Consider the following 24,541-nt stretch of genomic DNA (forward strand, 5'->3'; position numbering starts at 1 on the left):
GGTTACATTCCGAACCCGGAAGCTAAGCCTCACAGCGCCGATGGTACTGCAGGGGGGACCCTGTGGGAGAGTAGGACACCGCCGAACAAATATTGTGAGAAGCCCCGTGCCGGGGATACCGGTACGGGGCTTTTCTGCGTTCCAGCTATTTTCTGAACTATTTTCCGTAGCTATTTTTCGGGGCTTACTAATCCTGTGTCGTACGCCAGGATTACTGCCTGGACTCTGTCCCGTGCTCCCGTTTTTGCCAGGATTCGGCCCACGTGGGTTTTCACCGTGGATTCGGCCAGGTGGAGGCGGGTCGAGATCTCTGTGTTCGTCCAGCCTTGGCCTATGACCGTCAGGATCTCGCGTTCCCGGTCGGTGAGGAGGGCGAGGCGTGGGTCCTGGGCCGGGGAGTCCGGGGTGCTCGGGGTCGGGAGGTGGTCGACGTATGCGTCCAGTAGGCGGCGGGTGAGGCTGGGGGCCACTACTGCGTCGCCCGTTGCCACCGCGCGGATGCCGGAGAGGAGCTCCTCCGGCTGGGCGTCCTTGATGAGGAAGCCGCTGGCGCCGGCGCGGAGGCCGGCGTAGGCGTACTCGTCGAGGTCGAAGGTCGTGAGGATCAGGACTCGGGTGCGGGCGCCGGAGGCGACGATGCGGCGGGTGGCCTCTATGCCGTCGAGGCCGGGCATGCGAATGTCCATCAGCGTGACGTCCGGGTGGTGTTCGGCGGTCAGGCGGACCGCCTCGCTGCCGTTCGTCGCCTCGCCGACGACCGTCATGTCGTCCTGGCTCTCCAGCAGCATGCGGAAGCCGAGGCGTTGCAATGGCTGGTCGTCGGTGATCAGGACGGTGGTCACTGCGGGGGTTCCTCCACGAGGTGAGCTGTTGCTGGTGCTGTTCGGTCTGGGGGGAGGTGTAGGCGTACGCGCCAGCCCTGGGCCGGGGCGGGGAGTGCGCCTGCCTCAAGTGTGCCGCCGTACAGGGCTGTTCGTTCGTGCATGCCGGTCAGGCCGCGGCCCTGGGTGCCGTTGACGGGGGTGGCTTCGGGGGCGGTGTCGGTGATGGTGACCGTGAGGGCGCCTGAAGGGTCGTACGAGAGCGTGATGTGGGAAGTTGCCTTTGGGCCTGCGTGTTTGAGGGTGTTGGTCAGGGCTTCCTGGATTACTCGGTATGCGGTGAGTTGGCGGCCCTGGGGGAGGTGGGTGGGGTGGCCCTTGGTGGTCAGGGTGGTGGGGAGGCCTGCTTTTCGTACTCCGTTCAGGAGGGTGGTCAGGTCGGACAGGGCGGGTTGGGGGGTCAACTCGGCTGGCTGGGCGGCTGGTTCGGGGTCTTCTCGTAGAACGTCCAGTAGGCGGCGTAGTTCTGTGAGGGCCTGGCGGCTGGTGGTGGATATCGCGTCCAGGGCCTGGGCGGCTCGTTCGGGGGACTTGGGGGCGGCGTAACGGCCGCCGTCGGCCAGGCCGGTGATGACGGAGAGGTTGTGGCCGATGATGTCGTGCATCTCGCGGGCTATGCGGGTGCGTTCGGCGGCTGCGGCCAGGCGGGCCTGTTGGTCGCGGTCCACCTCCAGTTGGCGGGCTCGTTCGACGAGGGAGGCCATGTAGTCGCTGCGGGTGCGGACCGCTATGGCCAGGACCGCGGAGAGGGCCAGGCTCATCGCCGCGGGGACGATGTTCTGGTCCGGGCCCTGCTCCGCCGGGTAGCGGAAGGCCGTGACGACGAAGGGCGTGAGGGCGGCCGCGTAGGACCAGAGGATGGTGCGGAGGCGGGCGCGCAGGGCGATGTTGAACAGGGTGACCAGGAGGGTGAGGGAGGCCTGGAGCACTGCCCCTGTCCAGGCGTTGACGACCGTGATGGGGAGGGTGACCAGGAGGACGGTCACGGGGTGGGTGCGGCGCCAGAGGAGCGGGATCGAGAAGCCCAGGGACATGGCTGTCACCAGCCAGACCGGTACTTCCGGGTTCTCGGCGATGTTGCGCCAGCCGCCGCTGCTGACGTCTATCAGGGCGGCGGTGAGGAAGAAGCCGGCGCAGTGCAGGTCCCAGGGGAGGGGGTGGCGGCGGTCGTGGGCTCGGATGCGCTGGATCGTGCGGTGGACGTGTCGGGTCAGGGGTTCGGTGGGTGGGGGAGCGTCTTCGGCCGTCACGTTTCTCATCCTCGCTGGGTGGCTCGGGTGCGGCCAGGTGTTCGGGCTGGTGGGGGTGTCAGACGTCGCGGTGTTTGAGGAGCAGGGCGGCGGGTGTGAGGGTTGACGCTGCCCAGAGGGCCATCGCCAGGAGGGCCATGCCGGGGGAAGGGGCGCCCGGGTCCGGGTGGGCGGTGGTGAGGGTTTCCAGGCACTTCGCCGGGAAGTACTTCGCGGCGTCGGCGACCACGTCGTACGGGAGCATCCTGAGGACTTCCGGGAGGATCATCACGCCGCCGATGAAGGCGCCGTTGGCGCCCGGGACCGAGCGGAGCAGGGCGCCGAGGCCGAGGGCGAGCAGGCCCAGGAGGGTCAGGCCGGCGGAGCTGGTGAACAGGGTGCGCAGGATGCCCGGGTCGGTCAGTGAGGTCTCCTGGTCGGTGCCTTGGAGGAACAGTTGGGCCGACGGGAACGTGATGAACGCCGTTGCCAGGGAGGTCGCGAACGCGGTGGCCGCGAAGACCGCCGACTTCGCCCAGAGGACCGGCGGGCGGCGCGGTACGGCGGTCATGGTGGCGCGGATCATGCCGGTCGGGTACTCGCCGGCCGTGACCAGGATGGCCAGTACGGCGAGGGAGATCTGGGTGAACTGGGTGCCGATCAGGACCAGGAGGACCGGGTCCATGTCGCTGTCGCCGCCGGCGGGGGTGTAGGTGGCGCCGATCGTGATGCCGGTGGCGATGGTCAGGGCGGAGCCTGCCAGGAGGGTGATCCAGGTGGAGCGGAGGGTGCGTAGTTTGTGCCATTCCGCGTGGAGGACTCGGGGGGTTGTGACCCGGTGGGAGGCTGCGGTGAGTGTCGTCGTACTCATGCTGTGGCTCCTTCCGTTGTCGCCGTGAACTCGAGTGCTTCTCGGGTGAGGTCCATGAAGGCCTCCTCCAACGAGGCTGTCTTCGGGGTGAGTTCGTAGAGAGGGATGTTGTGGGTTGCCGCGGTGCGGCCTACGTGTTCGGCGGTCGTTCCCTGGATCTTCAGGGTTTTCGGTTCGGGTGTCGTGCTGATCTTGATTTCTGGGGTGCTCAACTGGGCTGTCAGGGCTGACGGGTTGGGGGTCACCACCTTGACCGAGGCGGTGCCGGAGTCCCGTACGAAGTTGTCCATGGTCGTGTCGGCCAGGAGGCGGCCTCGGCCGATGATGATCAAGTGGTCGGCTGTCAGGGCCATTTCGCTCATCAGGTGCGAGGAGACGAAGACCGTACGGCCTTCTGTGGCGAGGGACTTGAGGAGGTTGCGGATCCACAGGACGCCCTCGGGGTCGAGGCCGTTGACCGGTTCGTCGAGGACGACTGTGGTTGGGTCGCCGAGCAACGCGGCTGCTATGCCCAGGCGTTGGCCCATGCCGAGGGAGAAGCCCTTGACCCTGCGGTTCGCCACCTCGGTGAGGCCGGTCAGGTCGAGGACGTGGTCGACGCGGGTGCGCGGGATGCCGTGGGTGTGGGCCAGGGCCAGGAGGTGGTGGCGGGCCGTGCGGCCGGGGTGGACCGAGCGGGCCTCCAGGAGGGCGCCCACCTGGGTGAGGGGTGCGGGGTGGTCGGCGTACGCCTTGCCCGCGATGAGCGCGCTGCCGCGGGTCGGGGCGTCGAGGCCGAGGATCATCCGCATGGTGGTGGACTTGCCGGAGCCGTTCGGGCCGAGGAAGCCGGTGACGGTGCCCGGGCGGATGGTGAAGGACAGGTCGGAGACGGCTGTCTTGTCGCCGTAGCGTTTGGTCAGGTGCTGGGCCTTAATCATGCTTCGATGTTCGGGCCGGGGGTGGGGGCGGGCGTCCGACCTCGGCCGTATATCGGGTGAGGGTGTCGTACCCGGGTACTACCGTGATCCCCATGAGCAGCTTTGTGATTCGCTCCGTGCGGGTGGATGAGTGGCGTGCCGCCAAGGAGCTTCGGCTGGCTGCCTTGCGGGATCCCGTCGCGCACATCGCCTTTTTGGAGGCGTACGAGGAGGCCGTGGGCCGGCCTGACTCCTTCTGGCAGGAGCGGGTGCGGAAGGGGGCCGAGGGGGCGACCGGCGCTCAGCAGATCATTGCCGAGGGGCCCGACGGGGAGTGGGTCGGGGGGCTTGTCGTGTTTGTTGAAGAGGCTGGGACGACTGATTGGGCCGGGTGCGCTGTCGAGCAGCTGCAGGCGCACATCGTCGGGGTGTTCATGCTGCCCGAGCATCGGGGGTGCGGGTTGACCGATGTGCTCTTCGATGCCGCTCTGGAGTGGGCTTGGGAGGCCGCCGGTGTGGAACGGGTGCGGTTGATCGTGCATCAGGACAACGCGCGGGCGCAGCGGTTCTATCGGCGGGTGGGGTTCGTGCCCAGCGGGGTCACGGTGTCGGTGGGTGGGGAATTCGGCGACTCCGAGCTGGAGTTCGTGTTGGAGCGGGAGCTACAGCCGTAGGTCGTGGTGGGGCCATCTGGCGCGGAGTTGTTCTCTTGACCGGAGCAGGGCCAGGGTCGGCATACCCCGGTCCGCTCCGGTGGCGAGCAGCTCCGGGAGCTGGGGAAGGGGAGCGACCGCCGCGACGTCGTCCAGGACGAGCGTCAGTGGTGGGTCGAGGCGACCGGAGGATGACCGTTCGGCCATGCGCCGGCCGCGCTCGACCACGCTTGCGGCCAGTGCCGTCAGGAGGGGCATCGCGCCCGGGTTCGTCCTGGGGTCCTCGATCGGTTCACCGACCACATAAAGCGTGCCCCCTTCGTCGATGAAGGAATCCAGCGAGAGGGCATCACTTCGGTTCGCCGCGCAGGCCTCGCGGATGTTCACCGTGGAGAGCGCGGCGAGGGCTCGGATCGTCAACTCCTGTGCGATGTCCCGGCGTTCGGGATGCGCGGTGAGGGCGGCTTCGAGTTCGCCGGCGGCGCCGGGGGCTGCTTTGGGGTGGGTACGGAGGATGCGTACGGCTTCCTGGACGTGGGTGCCCTGGGCCCAGCGGTGTACGTGGCGGATGGTGCGGGCGTCTATGGCGGCGGCGTGGAGGTAGCTGCGGAGGAGTGTTTCCGCGGTCTCGGTGGTGGTCTGATCGATCTTCGCGGTCGGGCGGACCGGGGTGAGGAGGGCTGTCGCTCTTGCGGCCGCGGTGGGTTTGTCCTCGCAGCCGGTGGTGGGGGGCCAGTGGAGGCGGGCCGGGGTGTCGCAGAGGTGGGCGGGGTCGTAGAGGAGGACGGGGCCGAGTTTGGCTCGGGCGTCCTTGGTCTCCTGCCAGAGGGTGGGGTTGGAAGTGAGGATGAGGGCGGGTCCCTCGGCGTCCTGGACGGCTTGGGTCGCGGTGAGGGTGCGGGTGTCTGGGGTGCCGTAGAAGATTGTTTCCCACCCGCCCACCCGTTTGCCGTCTGTTGCCACGGGGGGCGTCGAAAACACCTTCGGGGGTGCCGGCGGAGCCTCTTCGAGGGCCTTCTCCACCTCGGGGGCCTTCTCCGGTTCCTGGGGCATCTCCGCCTCAGGGGCCTTCTCCGCCTCGGCCCGCGGCTCCTCCGTCCGTTGCACCGGCACCGGGATCTCGTGCGGCGCCTGGGCCCGTGTCGCCCTTCTCGTCGCCCGTACCGCCTTCCAGCGTGCCAGCGTGCCGACCACGAAGATCGTCATGACGAACAGGATCATCAGCTGGCCGATGAACAGCCCCCAGAACAGCCCCCACCCGGAGAGTTGCGCGGCCGGTGTCTGCGGCCACGCGCCCGGCACGTCGCGTGGCTCCGTGACCAGGTGGCGCAGCGCCTCCGGGGTGCGGGTGAAGGTGACGCCCTGTGGCCAGGCGCCGTGGGAGAGCAGGCCCGCCAGGCCCGTTGCCGCCCACACCAGTACCGTCAGGCCGAGCAGGAACCCGATGAGGCCGACCAACAGGCCGTCGGAGACGCCGCGTTCGCTGCTCTGGCGACGTTCGTCCGGTCTCATCGTCATGCCACCGTGGACTCGGGGGTGTCGTCGAGGTCACTGAGGTGCTGCTCCACGAAGGCCGCCGCGCGTTCCTCGGCCTCGCGTTCCGCTGCTTGCAGGGCGTCGTCGGTGAGCTCGCGGTCGCGGTCGCGGGACGACTGGGTCATCGCGCGGTCGGTGAAGACGAGGTCGCGTTCCGTCTCCGTGACGAGGTGTTTGACGACCTGGACGTTGCCGTTGACGTCCCAGACGGCGATGCCTGGTGTGAGGGTCGGGATGATCTCCACCGCCCAGCGTGGGAGGCCGATCACTCGGCCCGTCGCCCTTGCCTCGTCGGCCTTTTGGGCGTAGATCGTCCTTGTCGACGCCATTTTCAGGATCGCGGACGCTTCCTTTGCCGCCGCTCCGTCCACCACGTCGGAGAGGTGGTGGACGACTGCCACGAAGGACAGGCCGAGGCGTCGGCCGAACTTCAGGAGGCGCTGGAAGAGTTGGGCGACGAAGGGGCTGCTGATGATGTGCCAGGCCTCCTCGACCAGGAAGATGCGCTTCTTCCGGTCGGGGCGGATCCAGGTGTGCTCCAGCCAGACGCCGATGATCGCCATCAGGATCGGCATGGCGATGGAGTTGCGGTCGATGTGGGACAGGTCGAAGACGATCAGGGGGGCGTCGAGGTCGATGCCGACCGTTGTCGGGCCGTCGAACATGCCTCGCAGGTCGCCGTCGACCAGGCGGTCGATGACCAGGGCCACGTCGAGGCCCCAGGCGCGTACGTCGTCTATGGCGACGTTCATCGCTTCCGCCGACTCCGGTTCGGGGTGGCGGAGTTGCTCGACGATGTCCGTCAACACCGGCTGGCGTTCGACGATCGTCTCGTTGACGTAGGCGTGCGCGACCTTCAATGCGAAGCCGGAGCGTTCGTCGAGGCCGTGGCCCATCGCGACTTCGATGATCGTGCGGAGGAGGGCGAGCTGGCCCGTCGTGGTGATCGCGGGGTCGAGCGGGTTCAGGCGGATGCCCATGTCCAGGGCGGCCATCGGGTCGAGGCGGACTGGAGTTATCCCCAACTCCTCCGCGATGAGGTTCCATTCGCCGACGCCGTCCTCGCCCTGTGCGTCGAGGACGACCACCTGGCGGTCCCGGAAGCGCAGTTGACGTAGGACGTACGTCTTTTCCAGGGCTGATTTGCCGTTGCCGGACTCGCCGAGCACCAGCCAGTGCGGGGCGGGGAGTTGCTGCCCGTACAGCTGGAAGGGGTCGTAGATGTAGCCCTTTCCGGAGTACACCTCGCGGCCGATGATGACGCCGGAGTCGCCGAGGCCGGGGGCGGCCGTGGGGAGGTAGACGGCCTGGGCCTGGCCCGTGGAGGTGCGGACGGGAAGGCGGGTCGTCTCGACCTTGCCGAAGAGGAAGGAGGTGAAGGTGTCGGTGAGGGCGGTCAGCGGGTCCCGCATCAGCGCATCAGCCCTACCTTCGGATTCCGGTGGCGAACGGGAGTGTGTTGACGAACGCTCGGTGGTGCTCTCGGTCGCACCACTCCAGCTTCAGGTACGACTTGCCCGCCGACGCCCTTATCGTGCGCTTGTCGCGCGCCAGGGCCTCGGGTGAGCGGGAGGAGACGGTGATGTAGCCGACCAGGTTCACGCCGGCCGCGCCGCTCGCGAGGTCCTCGCCGCGCTGGTCGAGACGGTTGTGAGAGGCCACGTCACGCGGGTCGACCGTACGGTTCATCTTGGCGGCGCGGCTGGCCTCGGCGTCGTCGTTCGTCTTCTCGGTGAGCATGCGCTCGATGGCCACCTCGGTGGGTTCCAGGTCCATGGTCACCGCCACCGTGCGGATGACGTCCGGGGTGTGGACCAGGAGCGGGGCAAGGAAGTTGACGCCGACCGGGGTCATCGGCCATTCCTTCACCCAGGCCGTGGAGTGGCACCAGGGGGCGCGCGTCGACGACTCGCGTGTCTTCGCCTGGAGGTACATCGGCTCCATCGCGTCCAGCTCGGCCGGCCAGGCGTTGCGCTTCGTCATCGCCTGGAGGTGGTCGATCGGGTGGTCCGGGTCGTACATGGAGTGGATGAGGGAGGCCAGCCTGCCCTGGCCCAGGGGCTGGCGGACCCTGATGTCCGCCTCCTGGAGCCGGGAGCAGATGTCCGTCAGCTCGCGGGCCATGACGACCGCGAGGCCCGCGTCCCGGTCGATCTTCCGGCCGCCCTGCGGACGGGCGGCGCGGGCCATCGCGTGGGCCTCGGCGGCCAGTTCACGGTTGAAGTGCATACAGGCGACGAGGTACGCGCGGTGCTGCTCGCTGCTCGTCGACACCATGGACTGGAGCTGGTCGTACGAGTGCTGGAGCCACGGCGGTGCCTTCTCGTCGCCGCGTACGGCCACGTCCTTGGCGTGCGCGTCCGGGTCGGCGGGGAGGGTGCGGGCGAGCATCTGGAGGCGGGTGACGAAGCCGTCGCCGTTCGCCACGTGCTTGAGCAGCGTGCCGAAGCGGTCTACGAGGGCTTCCTGGTCCTCGCTGTCGCGCAGGCCGACGCCGGGGCCCTCGATCTCGATCGCGGCCGTCACCGTACGGCGGTCCGCGTGCAGGAGTACGGCGATCTCGTCCGGGCCGAACGGGGCCGCGAGCCAGTTGATGCGGCCGATGCCGGGGGGCGGGCCGATCTCGACCTCACGGCCGTCGACGTGGGTGCCGGCTTCCATCACCGAGCTGCGGTACGTCGTTCCCTGGCGGAGCGAGCGTTTGTAACTGCGGTTGATCTCGAACCACTTGTAGAACGTGCGGCGCTTGTACGGGACGTACACCACCGCGAGTGCCAGCATCGGGAAGCCGGTCAGGAGCACGATGCGCAGGGCCAGTACGGGGACGACCAGGCCGCACACCATGCCGAGGAAGGCGCCCACGATGATGAGCGTGATCTCGCCGGACTCGCGGTTGCGGCCGACGATGGCGTTCGGTCGGGCACGGCCGATCAGGTACGTACGGCGGGGCGAGACTGCGTGGGTCACGTGGGCCACATGGGAATCCGTCGTCAACGCCCGTCACCTCCAGGGCGGTTGGATCGGTTGCTGTTGCCGGCGTGCGGGCTGCTGCGCGGCGGGGGTGCGGCGGAGGGGACGGATCCGCCGCCGCCCGAGGGTCGCGAACTGTGCGCGGCCACGCCACCGGACACGGGGTTGGCCGGGCGCGCCCCGGAGGACGACTGGCCGCCGCCTCCACCGCCCCCGTTGTTGTCCGCGCGGCTGCTGTGGGTCTTGATGCCCTGGGCGACGAGGGTCGCCGGGGAGCTGATCACGGCGGCGGCCTTGCCTTCGGCGCCCTGCATGATGCGGTTGTTGCGGGAGTGGGCGATCTCGTCGCCGAAGCCCGGTACGAAGCGGTAGATCATCGCGCTCGCGAAGATGGCGAGGAGGATGATGGAGAGGCCGGAGACGACCGCCGAGAAGGCGTCCGGGCCGTCGTTCGTGGACAGCGCGCCGGCGAGGCCCAGCACGATGGCGATCACCGGTTTGACCAGGATGACCGCGATCATGATGCCGGCCCAGCGGCGGACGTGGCCCCACAGGTTCTTGTCGACCAGCCCCGCGTACACGACCGTGCCGAGCAGCGCGCCGACGTACAGCAGGGCGGCCCGGATGACCAGTTCGAGCCACAGGACACCGGCCGCGAGGATCGACACCATGGAGACCACGATCAGCATGATCGGGCCGCCGCCGATGTCCTCGCCCTTGGCCAGCGCCCCGGAGAAGGTGCCGAAGAAGGTGTCGGTCTGGTCGCCGGTCGCGCTCGCGAGGACCTCGGTGACGCCGTCGGTCGCCGAGACGACCGTGTAGAGGACGAGGGGCGTGAAGGCGGAGGCCAGGACGGTCAGCCAGAGGAAGCCGATCGCCTCGGAGATGGCCGTGGTGAGGGGGACGCCCCGCACGGCCCGCTTGGAGACCGCGAGCAGCCACAGCACCAGGGTCAGGATGGTGGACGCGGCGAACACGACCGCGTACTGCTGGAGGAACTTGGCGTTCGTGAAGTCGACGTTCGCGGTCTCCTTCACGGCCTCGCTGAGCTTGTCGACCGTCCAGGCGGCGGCCTCGGCGCAGCCCTTGGCGAGGGAGGACAGCGGGTCGAGGGTGGAGGTGGGGTCGCTGACGGAGGGGGCTCCGGCGCCGCCCTGCTCGCTTTCGCAGAGCTCCTTGGCCTTGTCGAAGAGGAGGCTGCAGTCCGTTTTGTCGGCCGTCGGCGAGGGCGTGGGGGACGGCGTTGGTTCCGCGTACGCCTGGGACGCGAGCAGCACGGCAGCCGTCTGTACGGCGGTCACCGCGCCGGCGAGCCTGAGCACGAGGTAGGACCTACCTGGCGCGTTACCGGGCATAGGTGAACCCTCCGTACTCGTCGATGGCCTTGCTGATCTCGTCGGAGGCGGCGGCCCGGTCGTCGCCGGGGACCGGGGTGGGACCGTCCTTCTCGGAGTAGGAGACGATCTTCCAGTCGTCGTTCGACCAGCGCATGTCGTACGTCCAGGTCTTCCAGGACGAGGTGACCGGGTCGGTGGACGTCTCGCCGGCGATGCCGGTCAGGCCGAGGTACCAGACCTCGACCGTGGCGGTGGCGCCGCCGTAGGCCACGACCTTGGTGCCGACCGGGGTCACGCGCGAGACGAACGTGCTGCCCTCAGGGGCGTTGCCGTTGGCGTCGAGGCCGAGTCTGGTGAGGAGGCTTGCGGAGTAGGTCCTGTCCAGTGGGGCCTTGAGTTTGGCGCCGGCCTCGGCGGTGAAGAGGGCGTCGAGGATCTTGTCCCGGCTGTCCTTCTTGAACATGCCCGTCGAGCCCAGCGACACCGCGTAGTTGGCCGCCGCGGACTGGACGCCCTGGCGGTTGTGCGCGAACCCGGACGGGATGTTCGCCACCTTCGTCCCGACGGGCTGTTCGCCGGAGGCGGTGGTGGGGGCCGCGTCGGGTTGGCCGGCGTTGCCGCTGTCGCTGCCGGCGCTGCTGCCCGCCGTAGCGGAGGACGAGGTAGAGGAATCGTCTCCTCCACGGTTCGCGAAGGCGATCGCCGCGATCAGCAGGACGACCACACCGACCGCCGTCACCGTGCCCCGCGAGGACTTGGGGCGCCGGGCGCCGCCGTAGAGGCCGCCGTTGTCCTGGTCGTGGTAGCGGGTCCGGGTCTGGCCGGTGCCGCCGTATCCGCCGTCGTCGGGGCGCGTGGTATCGCTGTCGCCCTGGCCGTCACCGAGACTCATGCGGCGCCCGTCCCCTCGAACTCGTGTCGAATCCACGCGTACGGGTACGCGTGACAGTACGACGGTAGCCGTGCTGGTTCCCGCGCGGGCGCGGTGTGGTGACTCGACATCAGGGAGACGCAACCTCAGCCGGTGGGCACGACGGGTGGGTGGGTGGTGGGAGGAAGAAGAGGGGAAACCGGGAGTGCCCGGCGGTCCGACTGAGGATGCGCCGCGCGGAGTCGGCGCCGCCTACACGGCCATGCCGTACACGATGGTGAAGAGCGTGCCGAGCGAGCCGATGATGAACACGCCCGTCAGGCCCGCGATGATGAGGCCCTTGCCCTGTTCTGCGCTGAAGGTGTCACGCAGGGCCGTGGCGCCGATACGCTGCTTCGCCGCACCCCAGATCGCGATGCCCAGGCACATCAGGATGGCCACGGCCATCACGACCTGGACCATCGTCTTCGCCTCGGTGCCCAGGCTGCCGAAGGGGCCCCAGTCCGGAGCGATCCCGCCGATGATGGTGTTGATGTCGCCCTTTTCGGCCGCAAGCCACATGTAAGTCACCGCCCCTGTCGGGTAGTTCTGCGCGCCCCCTGCCGCAGTGCAGAGGTCAGGCTCATTCTCGCCGACAATGACGCTGTCGGATGTCGACTTGGCGTCATTGATTGGCGGGTTTCGTACGAATACCTTGCCGCCGGCCCGCGCGGCACCCTATGGGGGAGCGTGGGACGGTGTGCGAGGGGTTGAACGGATCGTATGGTCACTCTGTGTATCACGGCAGGTCACGCCGGGCAATGAAGTGTGGGCGGAACCTGTGGTGTGGTTCCGTCGTTGACCACCTCTGGCCATCAGGGCGGTCACGGACCGTCTCTGACTGTTCGTCCGACGGTCCGTCTCCAGGTGCAGGCTATCGCGGACCTCGGACATGGCGACGGGCCGCGGCTGTTGCCGCGGCCCGTTCCCCAGTGCCCGCCGGTGATCCCCACGACCTCCGGTGGCGTTCTTTGTGTTTTCTTCTTGTTATGGCTGGATCTGGTGGTTCGGATCAGCCGGTGAAGGCGCTCAGGCCCTCCGGGGTGCCCCAGCCGGTCGGGCCGTCGTAGCCGGACCCGGCGGTGCAGAAGTAGCTCGTGGAGCAGGTGCCGTTGTTGCCGGACGTGACGTCGTTGAGCGCCGAGGTGCCGGCCGCCGCGTAGGGGTACGAGGCCGGGTAGTCGCTGCTGCCGGGGGTGCCGGCGAGGGCGTAGACGCTCGCGATGATCGGCGAGGAGGCGCTGGTGCCGCCGTAGGTGTTCCAGCCGGTGCCGTCGGCGCCGTAGGAGTCGTAGACCGAGACGCCGGTGGCCGGGTCGGCGACCGCGGAGACGTCGGCGATCGTGCGCTTCGTGCAGCCCGTGTCGGTCTGCCAGGTCGGCTTCGCGTCGTACGCGGAGCAGCCGGAGCCAGTGCCCTCGGTGCTGTTGGTCTTCCACACGCTCTCGGTCCAGCCGCGGCTGGTGGAGGAGGTGGACAGCTTGGTGCCGCCGACGGCGGTGACGTACTTGGAGGCCGCCGGGTACTCGGCGCCGTACGCCTCGTCGCCCGAGCTGACGGTGATGGCGACGCCCGGGTGGTTGAAGTACGAGGAGTCGTACGAGGTGTCGGAGGACGACTCCGAGCCGCCGTAGCTGTTGGAGACGAACTTCGCGCCCATCGTGACGGCGCGGTTCACGGCCGTACCGAGGTTGGCCATCGAGGACGAGGTGGCCTCGACCAGCAGGATGTTGCAGTTCGGGCAGATCGCGCTGGCCATGTCGAGGTCGAGCGAGATCTCACCGGCCCAGCCGCTGTCGGCGGCGGGCAGGGAGGTCGTGGAGCCGGTCTGGCCGACCTTCTTGAAGCAGCCGTTGGCGACGGTGCAGGCCGAGAGGCCGTAGTACGAGCGGTACGTCGCGAGGTCGGCCGCCGCGTTCGGGTCGTCGTACGCGTCGACGATCGCGATGGTCTCGCCGGAGCCGTTGGAGGCGGCGGCGGAGGTCAGTCCGTACGCGGACTGGAGGTCGCTGGGGCCGTAGCCGGTGGGGGTGGCCGCGGTGGCGTTCGGCTTGATGGTCGCGGGTGCGACGCCCTTCTTCGCCGCCTGCTCCTCCTGGAAGGCGGTGGTGCCGCTGGTGACGCGCAGGGCGTTGCAGGACGCGAAGCCCTTCGCGGGGGTCGCGTCACACGGGCTGGTGTAGGTCACGTGGGCCTTGGCGACCTGCGCGGCGATGGCCTGGGCGCTGACCTTGGCGGTGACCTTCGAGGTCGCGTTCAGGCTCGCGGGGGTGGCGGCGCCGGCCTGGGCCGCGGTGCCGAGTCCGGCGAGGGCGAGCGCGGCCGTTGCTACGGCGGCGGTGCCTATACGGCGCCATCTGCCGTGCGTGGACTGACTGTTGGGGGGTGACGTACGCAACGTACAGCCTCCTGGTAGGGGGTGGTCAGGGGCAGTGCGGGTGGTGGTGGAGCCGGTGGTGCTTGCCGTCGGTGCGGTGTCCCCGGCGGCGGGTTGGGGGCCCGCCGATGACCCTTGCTTGTTGGGTACGTGACAACAAGATGGGTTGCGGAATCCTGACTTCCGCCTTACTGAACTGGGGTGATGGGTTACTGATCGCTGACGGGGTGATGGGCGGGGGGTGGGGGTGGCTTGACCATGGGCACAGGCCGTGCACAGCTTGTGCATAGGCGGTGGGGGGAGGGCGGGCGTGCGCCTTTGGGGCCTGACGGGGGTTCAGTCCTGGTTTGCGCCGGGGCCGTTGTCCGCCGAACGCTGGGTGGAGGTTGTCCTGCCGGGCGTGGTGCGGCGCGTGCTGGCCGGTGGTGAGCCGCAGCCGCGCTGGATGCCGGGGCGTGTGCTGACCGTGGTGTCAGCTGATGTCGACACCGGCGCCGGTGTCGGGGCGGTGTGGATGGTGTGGCGTCCCCGCTCGGCGCGGGCGCGTGAGCACTTCCCGCTCCTGGAGCGGTACGAGGGACAGTGGCGGTACGTGGGCGGCGCCAGCAGCGGGCCTGTGGACGAACCTTTCGAGGTCAACGGCATCGGCGGCGAGGTGCTTGAGATCCGGAGCGCCGGGGGCGCACTCAGCCTCCTCCGCAGAGTCGACCCGCCGCGTTCCATCGAAACGGCGCCGGCGATCGGCTGCGTCGTGGTCCAACTCGGGCCGGACGTCGGCCACATCCTCGTCGGTGACCGCCGGATCCGCGTTCCCGAGCGGCGCAGGCTCATCGCCGCGTGGATGGCCCCGGCGGTCCGCCGCGGGGTCCGCCCGGTCATCGTGGCGCTGGGGCGCGACGGCGCGGAAGTCTCCCGCATCGGGCCCTACGACAGCTTGGACAGCCATACGTGGGGGCGGGTGGGGGAGGAACTGGACGGGGCTTGAGGCGGACCTGCTCCGCCACGACGTCACATCTGCGTGGCGACGTCTTCTGCGAAGTGGTCGAACTCGCCTGCTCGTACGCCCAGGACGAAGGCGTTCCATTTGTCGCGGTCGGTGGTGACGACCGTGTCGGGGGCGGTGGTTGAGCGGAGGTGGACGGGGGCGGCGGGGGTTTCGTTGTCGAGGGTGACTTCGATTCGGGGGGTGGTTGTCTTCGGCGGGGTCTCGTCGGCTTTGAGGGCGGTGAGGAGGGTGCGGAAGGCGGTGGGGGTGGTGGTGAGTATGGCTCCGGTGGGGTCGCCGGATTCGGTGAGGTGGATGGCGCGGCGGGGGGTGGGGGTGGTGGCGATGTGTATGCAGGAGGCGCCTTCCGAGCAGTACGACGATTTCTGCCAGCGCGGGGTCATGGGCATTCCCTTCACAGTTCTCGCATCACGTTGTGGATGAGGTCTCGGGTCTTCTCCGGGGCGAGTGCGATGGCCTCGATCCGGTCGAACAGTGTGCGGTATTTGTGCAACTCCGCCTCGGCGTCGAGGAACGCGAGGCCGTGGGCCTGGTCGAGATAGACGGTGTCCAGCTCCGGTACCGGGCCGCGTGCGTAGTGGATCGACTGTCCGGACCCGGGGTAGGCCCCGACATCGAAGGTGATGGCGCGCAGGGTGACGTGGTCTCGGTCGCTCATGTCGAGCAGGTGCTGTAGCTGCTGCCGGGCAACCGTGGAGCCGCCGACCTTCATGCGCAGCGCGGCCTCGTGGACGATCGCCTCGTACGGTGTCGGTTCCTCGTCGCGGAAGAGGATGGCCTGACGTTTGATGCGGAACGACAGGCGGTGCTCGACGTCGGGCGGGGAGAGCTCGGTGACGGCCTGGCGGAAGATCTCCAGTGCGTACTCGCGGGTCTGGAGCAGGCCGGGGATGCGGGCGGTGGTGGAGTCGCGCAACGACCAGGCGTGGTGCTCCAGTTCGGCCAGGTCGAGGAGCGCGGGGGCGAGTGGCTCGCGGTGCTCTTCCCACCAGCCGCGTTTCCGGTCGCCGGTCATTGCGGCGATCGCCTCGACGAGGGTCTTGTCCGGGCAGCCGTAGCTGCCGGCCAGTGCGCGTACGCGCTCGGCGCTCACGCCCAGCCGCGCGGTCTCCATGTTGCTGACCTGTGCCTGCTTCATGCCGAGCATCTGCGCGGCCTGCGTTGACGTCAGGCCTGCGCGCTCGCGCAGTTTGCGCAGCTCGGCGCCAAGCCGGAGTTGACGTCCCGTTGGGCTGTTCCGCACGGGCATTCCCGTCTCTCCTGCGTGATGTTGTCACCCACAAGGGTGATTGCCTTTAGTATCCCCGGATTTGGGTGAAGAATATATCCGCAGCTCGCTACCGTGGTTCCAGGCGCCTCACCCAGAAGCACACCGCTCGACGGAGCGGCCAAGTCACTGGGCAACCGTCCAACTCCCCTCAGTGATCGGAGACTTCCGATGGCCACCGTATCCCCGCCCTGGAGCTACACCCTGCAACTCCCGCGCGATCCACGCTCACCGGGTATCGGCCGCGTGACCCTGCGGAGCGTTCTGGCCGCCCGTGGCTTCGCCGGGGCCATTCCCACCGCCGAGCTTCTCGCGTCCGAGTTGCTCACCAACGCCCAGCAGCACACCAAGGGCCCGTACGCCCTGCGCATCGTTCACCTCGGTGAGCCGGACCGGTTCCGGGTGGCCGTCTGGGACACCGATCCGAGGGTTCCGGCAGGGTTCACCGGCGACGGCGCCACCGTCGTCGTACCCCCGGCGGACGACGACGAGTGCGGCCGGGGGCTTCAGCTCGTACGGGCGTGTGCGGACTCGTTGGGGGTCTCCGTGCTGCGGGAGCTGGGGGCCTCGAAGGGCGGGAAGCTGTTGTGGGCCGAGTGTCGGTGGGGTGGCCTGCGGTGAGTGCGTTTACGGGATCCACGGAAGATTCTCAGCGAGGACCCGGCCCCGTTCTTGAATCCGCGCGGCACAGTGGGCCCTGATGAAGGGCATCACTCGTCTCCCCGGCAATCGGCGGCATGCGCTGATTCCCGTCGTCGCGCTGCTCGCCCTCGCCTCCTTCCCCGGGGCGACCGCCGGCCGAGCTGTCCCCGGGCCCCTCGGCGTCACGGCGGCGGCCGGTGCGACGCGGCAGAGTGCCCGCGTGGGCGCGTTGTTCGGCGGGGACCTGGAAGGTGGGCATTTCTGTACCGCGTCCGTCGTGCGCAGTGGTGGGCGGGATCTGATTCTCACCGCCGCGCACTGTCTGAGCGGGGACGGGGACACCGATGTCGTCTTCGCGCCCGGGTATCGGGACGGCAGGGCGCCGTACGGGCTGTGGCGGGTGACGGAGACGTTCGTGCCGGGGGCCTGGAGCGATCGGTCCGATGAGGACAGTGACTTCGCCTTTGCCATCGTCGCCTCCAAGGGTGGGATGGATCTGGAGGACGTGGTGGGGGCGAACGAGCTCGTTACGGGGAGGGCTACCGGGGGTGCCGTCGTGACCGTCAGCGGGTATCCGAACGTGCTGGACGCGCCGGTTACGTGTACCAACCGGCCCGGCGTGCAGAGCCGTACCCAACAGCGCATCGCATGCCCCGACTTCACCGACGGTACGAGTGGGAGTCCCTGGGTGGATGGGGAGGGCCGTGTGGTGGGGGTGCTCGGGGGGTTCGAGCAGGGCGGGGCCACTGATGACGTGTCGTACAGCGCGGTGCTCGGGCCGGCTGCGGCCGCGTTGTACCGGGAGGCCACGGAGCCGTGAGCGGGGCGCGTCGGCTTTGCCATGATCACCCCCGAGGATGGGTAGCGCCTCTACACTGACGTGGGCGTACTCCCGGGCGGTGAAGGGCGGTTGACGGTGCGTAAGGCATGGGTCGTGGCCGGTGTCGCCGTCGGGGGCGCCCTCAGCTTCGTGATGCTGCTCGTCGTCGGTGTCTATCTCGTCGCCGGGAACGTCGCCGGTGGGGTCGGGCGTGGCAGCGTCGCGCTGGCCAAGGGGGCCGTGCCGGCCGCGTATTCGGCGCTCGTGCAGAAGTGGGGCAATCTGTGCCCTGCCATCAATCCCGCCCTGCTTGCCGCACAGCTGTACCAGGAGAGCGGATTCAATCCGAATGCGAAGAGTCCGGCAAAGGCGGAAGGGATAGCGCAATTCATCCCCGGCACCTGGGCCTCGCACGGAATCGACGGTGACGGTGACGGCGATCGCGACGTCTGGGATCCGAATGACGCGATTCCATCGGCCGCGTCGTACGACTGCGAGCTCGCCTCGTACGTGAAGGACGCGCCCGGAGACCCCACGCACAACATGCTCGCCGCCTACAACGCGGGCGCGTACGCCGTCATCAAGTACGCGGGCGTACCCCCGTACAAAGAGACCCAGAACTATGTGAAGACCATCACCACGCTGCAGGCCAGCTTTGCGGCTCCTGTGGGTCGTGTCGACCCCTCCGAGCAGGCGGCCGGGGCGATCAACTACGCCCAGGAGAAGCTCGGCACGCTCTACCTCTGGGGCGGCACCGGTACCGCTGAGCAGGGCGGACGCTTCGACTGCTCCGGGCTCACCCAGGCCGCGTACGACAGTGTGGGCATCCAGCTGCCGCGCGTTGCCAACGATCAGTACAACGCCGGGGCGCACCCCTCGCGCGAGGAGCTGCTGCCGGGCGACCTCGTCTTCTTCTCGGACGACCTCACCAACTCGCGGGCCATCCGCCATGTCGGGATTTATGTGGGCGGCGGTTACATGATCGACGCGCCCCGTACCGGTGCGGTCATCCGGTTCGATCCGATCGACACCCCCGACTACTTCGGGGCGACCCGGGTCACCGAAGATGGCGCGAAAGCGCTCCCCACCGCCGTGTGAGCGCAGCGTGAAACCATGCCCTGAGCTGCGGCGATGTATCTCTCTTAGATAACGTCTGAGTGATCATTCGGTGGAGAGTGGAACGTATAAACGGAGACCGTGCGTTCCTGTTCCAGTAGTGGGTTCGCCGTCGCTCGGTGGTGAGTGGCGCGTGCGCGTGGGTGTGGGTTCATTCCTGTTCACTCGCGTCGCTTGTGTCACGTGTCAAGCGGTGGCAGCAGCGGGTCCCTGCGTCACGAGTGAGCAGGACGTAGTGAGCGGGACGTAGCGAGCAGGGCGAGTAAGCAGGACGAGTGAGTAGGAACGGCGCACGAACCAGTGCGCTCTGGAAGATGCCGACGAAGGGGCCGCAGCACCATGGCTGGACTCGCCGAATCCGGGTCGAACCCCGACGTCGACCTGCTCTACGACATCAATGGCCTGGCCAAGGACGCGCCCCGGTGGTTCGACCGGGTGGTGGAAGTCGTGGGCGAGTACGGGCTGTTGCTCGCCATGGTGCTTTTGGTGGTCTGCTGCTGGTGGGGTGTGCGGCGGCGGGGCGAGGACGATGCGGCTGTCTCCGTGGCCGCGTTGATCTGGGCGCCGCTCGCCGCGGCTGTCGCCGTGCTGGTGAACATCCCCATACGGGGGTTCGTGGAGCGGCCTCGTCCTTTTCTGGATCACCAGGGGCTTGAGGTTCTCGTCTCCGGGAAGACCGACTACTCGTTCGTGAGCGATCACGCGACGATCACCATGGCCATGGGGGTCGGGCTGTTCGTGGCCAGCCGGAAGTTCGGGCTGGCGGGGATAGGGATCGCGCTGGTGGAGGGGTTCTGCCGCGTGTACATGGGGGTGCACTACCCGACGGATGTGGTGGGCGGGTTCGCGCTGGGGACGGCGGTCGCCTTGTTGCTGTCGCCGGTGGCCATGGCGCTGCTCACTCCGGTCACGCGGGCTGTTGAGGGGTCGGGGTGGGGCGGGGTGCTCATTCGGGCTCGGGGTGCGGGGTCGCGCACGGGCTCGGGCTCGGGTGTGGATGCGGGTAGTGGTGCTGGTGCGGTTCCGGGGGCTCGGTCGGCGGAGGCCGAGGAGCGGGATCTGGCGGCGTAACGGGGGGTGCGGGCGCGGTGTTTTCGCCCCCGCCGCCCCTACCCGTCCCATCCTCTACCTGGGGGCTGCGCCCCCAGACCCCCCTCACGGCCCTGAACGGGCCTTGTCCTCAAACGCCGGACGGGCTGGGGCGTAGCTCCTACTCGCCCAGGAACTGAAGCGCGTGCTTCAGGAACCGCTCCGGCTCCTGGAACTGCGCTCCGTGCCCGGCGTTGGGGTAGATCAGCAGCTGGGCGTTGGGGATGTTCTGGGCGAGGTGCCAGGAGTTGATCGAGGCGATCATCACGTCGTTCTCGCCGTTGAGGACCAGCGTCGGCTGAGTGATCGCGTTCAGGTGGGCGTAGGGGTTCTCGCCCGGCAGCGGTTCCGCGTAGGCGATGGTCGCCTCGAACTGCGCCTGCGCGACCGCGGGAGAGCTCGGCGGGTCCTGGTCGGCCCGCTGGTGGCGGCGCTCCCAGAAGGCCTTGCCCGCTTGCTTCGCGGCTTCCGAGCGGCCGAAGAACAGGAAGAGGAAGTCCTCCAGGGTGGGGACCGGGTTCAGGGCGTACTGAGGCACCTGGGGGTCACTTGTCGGGTCGCCGCCGCGGAGGCCGGTGCCGAGCAGGAGGAGCTTGCGCACCAGCTGGGGGTGGCGCAGCGTGACCTCCTGCACCTGGTAGCCGCCGAGCGAGAAGCCGAGCAGGTCGACCTGCTCCAGCCCCAGCGCCCGGATGACCGCGGCGATGTCGTCGGCCATGTCCTCCATCCGGTTGCGCGGTGTGCCGGATGACGAGGCGATGCCCCGCCCGTTGAGCAGGATGACCTCTCGGTCTTCGGCCAGGCCGTCGGTGAGCAGGGGGTCCCAGTTGTCCATTCCGCCGCGGAAGTGCTGGATCAGGACGATCGGCACGCCGGAGGGCTTGCCCCAGCGGCGGTAGGCGAACCGGTCGCCGTCGACCTCGATGTACTGAGTCGGTGCGGTCACATGCGTGTCGCTCATGGCCTGGGCCTTTCTGGAGGGGTGAGTACTGGAGGTGATTACTACGATGACGATCGTCATCTAAAAAGTCAAGGCTTTTGATGTCGATCGACATCTATGTATGCTTGGGCGCGAGACGCGAGTGGAGCGTCGACCGAGGACAGGGCGGCTGGACATGAGGGTCACCAAGGCACAGGCGGAGCAGAACCGTGCGCACATCGTCGCGACGGCCGGCAGGCTGTTCCGTGAGCGCGGCTATGACGGTGTCGGTGTGGCGGACCTGATGGCAGCCGCCGGGTTCACCCATGGCGGGTTCTACAAGCACTTCGGCTCCAAGGCCGACCTGATGGCCGAGGCGTCCGCGAACGGGCTCTCACGGACCGTGGCACAGGCGGAGGGCCGGGACGCCACCGAGTTCGTCGAGCGCTACGTCACGCGGGAGCATCGCGACGGGCGCGGTGACGGCTGCACCATCGCCGCCCTCAGCGGCGACGCCGCACGTCAACCGGGGGACGTCCAGAAGGAGTTCGGGGCGGGGATCGAGAACCTGCTGTCGGCTCTCCAGGTCGCCGCCCAAGGTGACACGCCCGGGGATGGGGACGACGAGCGTGCGGACGAGCGCACGGCCCGCGCCGCGATGATCGACATGCTCGCCCATTCGGTCGGCGCGATCGTGTTGTCGCGGGCCTGCCCGGACGGTTCTCCGCTGGCGGACGAGATCCTCGAGGTCTGCCGCGAGGAGATTCTCGCGTCACTGGCTTCGCGCGGCGGCGGCGAGCAGTCGGCGGCAATGAGTCCAGAGGTCTGACCACAGCCGACGATCACTTCGGTCGCCGGATGGACGGGTGGGCCGCGCCGGGTGGGACAGTGTGCCGGCCCACGTCGCCTACAGCGCCTGCGGGTACGTGAACACGCGGCCCGGGTCGTACTGCTGCTTCAGCTTCCGCAGGCGGGGCGCCGCGTCCCCGTAGTACGCCGCCCGCCAGTTCTTCAGTGTCGGGTCCGTGTAGTTCTGGTACGCGGCGCCCGAGGCATGCGGGGCCATGGCCTGGTGGGCCGACGTCAGCCAGGACTGCGCCGCCCTCCCCGGCGTACCCGCACGCCAGGCCGCGATGTACTGGGCCAGCATCCTGGAGCGCCGGTGGACGAATGCCGTCGCCGTGGGGGAGACCCGGTTCACCGCGCCCCCGAGTGCCGTGAACGCGATGCTGCCCGAGCCGCCCTGGACGGAGGCGATGTGGGAGAGGAGGGTCTGGATGCCCGCCGCCGACAGTGAGCGGTCGAAGAAGTCCGAGCGGGCCGCGTAGGTCTCCCGGCCGAGGGCTCCTTGGGGAGAGCGGCCCGGGGTCGAGCCCGGGAGGTGGCACTGGGCGTCTGTCGAGAAGGACGAGCAGCCCGCGTACACCTCCATGGACTCCTCGTACGAGCGGCGCTTCAGGGAGACGCTCGATGCCGGGGAACCGATTCGGTCCGCCAGGCGGTCCACCGCGTTCTGCAACTCCGTGTACGTGCCCAGCGAGAACGCCGAGATGGAGATGGTGGGGGTGCCTCCGGCCGCGTTCGCCACGTGCAACGACGACCAGATCTCGTCCGGTTGGCTCGGGCCCCACTCCTGCCAGGCCTTCATGACCGCCGCCGCCTTTCGCCACGGCCAGGACATGTATGCCGATACGGCTCGGGGCGCGGGGTGGGTGCGGAAGTGGAGTTCCGTGACGATGCCGAAGTTGCCGTTGCCGGCTCCTCGGAGGGCCCAGAACAGGTCCTTGTTCGTGGTGGCGTTCGCCGTCAGGCGGCGGCCGTCCGCCGTGATCAGGGTGGCCTGGGTGAGGCTGTCGCAGGTCAGGCCGTAGACCCGGGACACCACTCCGTGGCCGCCGCCCAGTGTCAGGCCCGAGACCCCCACCGTCGGGCACGAGCCCGCCGGGATGGTGACGCCCTTCGCGGCCAGGGCGCGATAGACGTCGATCAGTTTCGACCCTGCTCCTACTACTGCCGTGCCGCCGGACGCCCTGACCCGGTTCAGTTTCGACACGTCGACGATCAGGCGGCCGTTGCCCGAGGACCAGCCCGCGTACGAGTGGCCGCCGTTGCGGATCGCCACGGGGACGGAGTGGGCGCGGGCGTAGGAGAGGGCCGTACGGATGTCGTCCTCGTGGGCGACGTACGCCACCGCGGCCGGCTTCAGGGCGTCGAAGCGGGTGTTGTAGAGCTGGCGGGCCGCCGGCCAGGAGGCGTCCCCGGGGCGGACGAGCGGGCCGTCGAGGTCGCGGCCGAGGGCCGTCCAGTTGGCCGGGACCGAGGCGCTCGTCGCGGTGAGGGAGGCCGTGCCCGGGGGCGTGGTGGCGGTCGTGCCGCCCGCGCTGCCGTCGGTGCCCGTGCACGACGTCGTCGTCAACGCCGTCAGGGCGGCCACGCCGCCTCCCATGAACGTACGCCGCTGCATGGCGCTCCTCGGTTCCTTCGATTCCGCCGTTCGAGCCCGCGCGGGCTCCCGTCGAACGAGACGGGTTCCATGGATCGTGGGTTCCCTCGCGGGTTCTCTTCGCGGGAGGCAGGGAGGGAGGAAGTGGAAGATGATGATCCGGTAGGGGTGGGACTGCCGGGTCGGTATCCGTACGTGTTCTCCCCGTGAGCATTCCGTTACCTCACCGCACCGACCGCAGGGGTTCACCCTCCGTTCACCCGCGCCCGTAGGTGGCTTCACCTGATCTGCCTACTTTCGGCCTTACCCGGTGCTGGGTGTGCCCCTGCGGACATCCTCGCGCCGCCCATACTTCGCGACCTCGCACGCCGCCGTAATTCAGGACGGCGGCTCCTGGAAGGAAATCCCGAAAAGTGAAGCTTCAGCGCATGAACCGGCGGGCCCTCACCCTCGGTGCTCTCGCCGTCTCCGGCGCCCTGGCCCTCACGGCGTGCGGATCCGACGACACGGGCAGCGGCACCGGCGGCACCGGTGGCAGCTCCACCGCCGCCAACAGCTCCATCAAGTGCGACGACGCCAAGGGCCAGCTGCTGGCCGACGGCTCCTCCGCGCAGAAGAACGCGATCGACGCCTGGGTCAAGCAGTTCACCGCCGCCTGCTCCGGTGTGCAGATCAACTACAAGGGCGGCGGCTCCGGCGCCGGCGTCACCGCGTTCACGCAGGGCACCGTCGCCTTCGCCGGCTCCGACTCGGCGCTCAAGCCCGACGAGGTCACCGCGTCCAAGGAGGTCTGCACCGGCGGCCAGGCCATCGACCTGCCGGCGGTCGGCGGCGCGATCGCGCTCGCCTACAACCTCCCGGGCGTCGAGAACCTCGTCCTGGACGCGCCCACCCTCGCCAAGATCTTCGACAGCAAGATCAAGACCTGGGACGACGCCGCGATCAAGGCGCTGAACCCGGGTGTGGAGCTGCCGAGCACCAAGATCCAGGCCTTCCACCGCTCCGAGGACTCCGGCACCACGGACAACCTCACCAAGTACCTGATCGCCACCACCCCCGAGAACTGGAAGTACGAGGGCGGCAAGGCCTGGCAGGCCAAGGGCGGCCAGGCGGCCTCTGGTTCCTCCGGCATCGCGGCGGGGGTCAAGCAGACCGAGGGTGCGATCGGCTACATGGAGCAGTCGTACGCCAAGGAACTGACCACGGTGTCCATCGACACGGGCGCCAGCGCCCCGGTCAAGCCCACCTCCGAGTCCGCCACCAAGGCGATCGCGGCCGCCGAGGTCGTCGGCACCGGCAACGACTACTCGCTGAAGCTGGACTACAAGACCAAGGCCGAGGGCGCGTACCCGATCACCCTGGTGACGTACGAGATCGCCTGCGACAAGGGCAACAAGGCGGACACGCTGCCCGCCACGAAGGCCTTCCTCCGCTACATCACGAGCGAAGAGGGCCAGGGAATCCTGAGCGGTATCGACTACGCCCCGATCCCCGCCGAGATCATCGCCAAGGTTCGGACCACCGTCGAGAGCCTGGCCTGATCTGAGCGTGCGGTCGGGCCCCCTGACAGCTTCCG

At 68.8% G+C, this 24,541-nt stretch carries 23 protein-coding genes and 1 rRNA gene; 9 read left to right on the forward strand and 15 right to left on the reverse strand.

Going from position 1 to position 24,541, the window contains the following annotated elements; all coding sequences use genetic code 11:
* A 5S ribosomal RNA gene (gene rrf / locus ACH4TV_RS46655) occupies window positions 1-87 on the forward strand; the annotation flags it as partial.
* Window positions 88-170: 83 nt separating this feature from the next.
* Here the strand turns inward: rrf and ACH4TV_RS46660 are convergent.
* From ACH4TV_RS46660 to ACH4TV_RS46675, 4 genes are read right to left on the reverse strand one after another with little or no spacing between them, the layout of a single operon-like run.
* Window positions 171-842 carry a response regulator gene (locus ACH4TV_RS46660; RefSeq protein ID WP_398407560.1) on the reverse strand — a complete coding sequence of 224 codons (672 nt, stop codon included), beginning with the start codon at window positions 840-842 and terminating at the stop codon, window positions 171-173.
* Window positions 839-2,140: a sensor histidine kinase gene (locus ACH4TV_RS46665; protein WP_398407561.1), complete on the reverse strand. Its 1,302-nt coding sequence runs from the start codon at window positions 2,138-2,140 to the stop codon at window positions 839-841. Before ACH4TV_RS46665 ends, ACH4TV_RS46660 begins: the two co-directional genes overlap by 4 nt.
* Before the next feature lie 49 nt (window positions 2,141-2,189).
* A complete protein-coding gene (locus tag ACH4TV_RS46670; RefSeq protein ID WP_398407562.1) occupies window positions 2,190-2,981 on the reverse strand; it encodes an ABC transporter permease in 792 nt (263 codons plus the stop codon).
* Complete coding sequence (locus ACH4TV_RS46675; protein ID WP_398407563.1) at window positions 2,978-3,901, reverse strand: ABC transporter ATP-binding protein; 924 nt, start codon at window positions 3,899-3,901, stop codon at window positions 2,978-2,980. Before ACH4TV_RS46675 ends, ACH4TV_RS46670 begins: the two co-directional genes overlap by 4 nt.
* 92 nt (window positions 3,902-3,993) lie before the next feature.
* On the opposite strand from ACH4TV_RS46675, the gene ACH4TV_RS46680 reads away from it, so the two are divergent.
* Window positions 3,994-4,554, forward strand: a complete 561-nt coding sequence (locus ACH4TV_RS46680) for a GNAT family N-acetyltransferase (protein WP_398407564.1) — start codon at window positions 3,994-3,996, stop codon at window positions 4,552-4,554.
* On the opposite strand, the gene ACH4TV_RS46685 is transcribed toward ACH4TV_RS46680, so the two are convergent.
* The 7 genes from ACH4TV_RS46685 to ACH4TV_RS46715 form a co-directional block, all read right to left on the reverse strand.
* Window positions 4,543-6,045: a TraM recognition domain-containing protein gene (locus tag ACH4TV_RS46685; RefSeq protein WP_398407565.1), complete on the reverse strand. Its 1,503-nt coding sequence runs from the start codon at window positions 6,043-6,045 to the stop codon at window positions 4,543-4,545. The two genes, ACH4TV_RS46680 and ACH4TV_RS46685, sit on opposite strands and share 12 nt — an antisense overlap.
* Window positions 6,046-6,047: 2 nt before the next feature.
* Complete coding sequence (locus ACH4TV_RS46690) at window positions 6,048-7,481, reverse strand: ATP-binding protein (RefSeq protein ID WP_398407566.1); 1,434 nt, start codon at window positions 7,479-7,481, stop codon at window positions 6,048-6,050.
* Window positions 7,482-7,494: 13 nt separating this feature from the next.
* On the reverse strand, window positions 7,495-9,036 hold the full coding sequence (locus ACH4TV_RS46695) for an SCO6880 family protein (protein WP_398407567.1): 1,542 nt from the start codon (window positions 9,034-9,036) through the stop codon (window positions 7,495-7,497).
* Window positions 9,037-9,059: 23 nt separating this feature from the next.
* Entirely contained in the window at window positions 9,060-10,394 is a 1,335-nt protein-coding gene (locus ACH4TV_RS46700; protein WP_398407568.1) for a hypothetical protein, read from the reverse strand.
* Window positions 10,384-11,268 (reverse strand): hypothetical protein, encoded by an 885-nt coding sequence (locus ACH4TV_RS46705; protein WP_398407569.1) that lies wholly within the window; start codon window positions 11,266-11,268, stop codon window positions 10,384-10,386. The genes ACH4TV_RS46700 and ACH4TV_RS46705 overlap by 11 nt, the downstream gene beginning before the upstream one ends.
* A gap of 231 nt (window positions 11,269-11,499) precedes the next feature.
* Window positions 11,500-11,808: a hypothetical protein gene (locus ACH4TV_RS46710; protein ID WP_053742551.1), complete on the reverse strand. Its 309-nt coding sequence runs from the start codon at window positions 11,806-11,808 to the stop codon at window positions 11,500-11,502.
* A 490-nt stretch (window positions 11,809-12,298) separates the two neighbouring features.
* Window positions 12,299-13,684: a peptidase S8 gene (locus ACH4TV_RS46715; RefSeq protein ID WP_398407570.1), complete on the reverse strand. Its 1,386-nt coding sequence runs from the start codon at window positions 13,682-13,684 to the stop codon at window positions 12,299-12,301.
* Window positions 13,685-14,024: 340 nt separating this feature from the next.
* On the opposite strand from ACH4TV_RS46715, the gene ACH4TV_RS46720 reads away from it, so the two are divergent.
* Window positions 14,025-14,648, forward strand: a complete 624-nt coding sequence (locus ACH4TV_RS46720; protein WP_398407571.1) for a hypothetical protein — start codon at window positions 14,025-14,027, stop codon at window positions 14,646-14,648.
* A 23-nt stretch (window positions 14,649-14,671) separates the two neighbouring features.
* Here ACH4TV_RS46720 and ACH4TV_RS46725 read toward each other — a convergent pair whose 3' ends face one another.
* Both ACH4TV_RS46725 and ACH4TV_RS46730 read right to left on the reverse strand, forming a co-directional pair.
* A complete protein-coding gene (locus ACH4TV_RS46725) occupies window positions 14,672-15,052 on the reverse strand; it encodes a DUF397 domain-containing protein (RefSeq protein WP_398407572.1) in 381 nt (126 codons plus the stop codon).
* An 11-nt stretch (window positions 15,053-15,063) separates the two neighbouring features.
* On the reverse strand, window positions 15,064-15,918 hold the full coding sequence (locus tag ACH4TV_RS46730; protein WP_398407573.1) for a helix-turn-helix domain-containing protein: 855 nt from the start codon (window positions 15,916-15,918) through the stop codon (window positions 15,064-15,066).
* 189 nt (window positions 15,919-16,107) lie between these two features.
* Between ACH4TV_RS46730 and ACH4TV_RS46735 the strand changes: the two genes are divergently transcribed.
* From ACH4TV_RS46735 to ACH4TV_RS46750, 4 genes are all read left to right on the forward strand, one after another.
* Window positions 16,108-16,557 (forward strand): ATP-binding protein, encoded by a 450-nt coding sequence (locus ACH4TV_RS46735; RefSeq protein WP_398407574.1) that lies wholly within the window; start codon window positions 16,108-16,110, stop codon window positions 16,555-16,557.
* A 79-nt stretch (window positions 16,558-16,636) separates the two neighbouring features.
* Window positions 16,637-17,398 carry a trypsin-like serine peptidase gene (locus ACH4TV_RS46740; protein ID WP_398407575.1) on the forward strand — a complete coding sequence of 254 codons (762 nt, stop codon included), beginning with the start codon at window positions 16,637-16,639 and terminating at the stop codon, window positions 17,396-17,398.
* A 90-nt stretch (window positions 17,399-17,488) separates the two neighbouring features.
* Window positions 17,489-18,496 carry an NlpC/P60 family protein gene (locus tag ACH4TV_RS46745; protein ID WP_398407601.1) on the forward strand — a complete coding sequence of 336 codons (1,008 nt, stop codon included), beginning with the start codon at window positions 17,489-17,491 and terminating at the stop codon, window positions 18,494-18,496.
* A 357-nt stretch (window positions 18,497-18,853) separates the two neighbouring features.
* Entirely contained in the window at window positions 18,854-19,585 is a 732-nt protein-coding gene (locus ACH4TV_RS46750) for a phosphatase PAP2 family protein (RefSeq protein WP_398407576.1), read from the forward strand.
* Window positions 19,586-19,724: 139 nt separating this feature from the next.
* Here ACH4TV_RS46750 and ACH4TV_RS46755 read toward each other — a convergent pair whose 3' ends face one another.
* Window positions 19,725-20,564 carry an alpha/beta fold hydrolase gene (locus tag ACH4TV_RS46755; protein WP_398407577.1) on the reverse strand — a complete coding sequence of 280 codons (840 nt, stop codon included), beginning with the start codon at window positions 20,562-20,564 and terminating at the stop codon, window positions 19,725-19,727.
* 154 nt (window positions 20,565-20,718) lie between these two features.
* Between ACH4TV_RS46755 and ACH4TV_RS46760 the strand changes: the two genes are divergently transcribed.
* The gene (locus ACH4TV_RS46760; RefSeq protein WP_398407578.1) at window positions 20,719-21,351 is read left to right on the forward strand and encodes a TetR/AcrR family transcriptional regulator; all 633 of its coding nucleotides are present in this window, start codon (window positions 20,719-20,721) and stop codon (window positions 21,349-21,351) included.
* A 78-nt stretch (window positions 21,352-21,429) separates the two neighbouring features.
* Here the strand turns inward: ACH4TV_RS46760 and ACH4TV_RS46765 are convergent, their stop codons facing one another.
* A complete protein-coding gene (locus ACH4TV_RS46765) occupies window positions 21,430-22,986 on the reverse strand; it encodes an FAD-binding oxidoreductase (RefSeq protein WP_398407579.1) in 1,557 nt (518 codons plus the stop codon).
* A 392-nt stretch (window positions 22,987-23,378) separates the two neighbouring features.
* Here ACH4TV_RS46765 and pstS point away from each other — a divergent pair, with 392 nt between their 5' ends.
* A complete protein-coding gene (pstS, locus tag ACH4TV_RS46770; RefSeq protein ID WP_398407580.1) occupies window positions 23,379-24,506 on the forward strand; it encodes a phosphate ABC transporter substrate-binding protein PstS in 1,128 nt (375 codons plus the stop codon).
* Window positions 24,507-24,541: the final 35 nt, after the last annotated feature.

It is taken from the genome of Streptomyces sp. NPDC020898 (assembly GCF_044333925.1).
Lineage (GTDB): Bacteria > Actinomycetota > Actinomycetes > Streptomycetales > Streptomycetaceae > Streptomyces.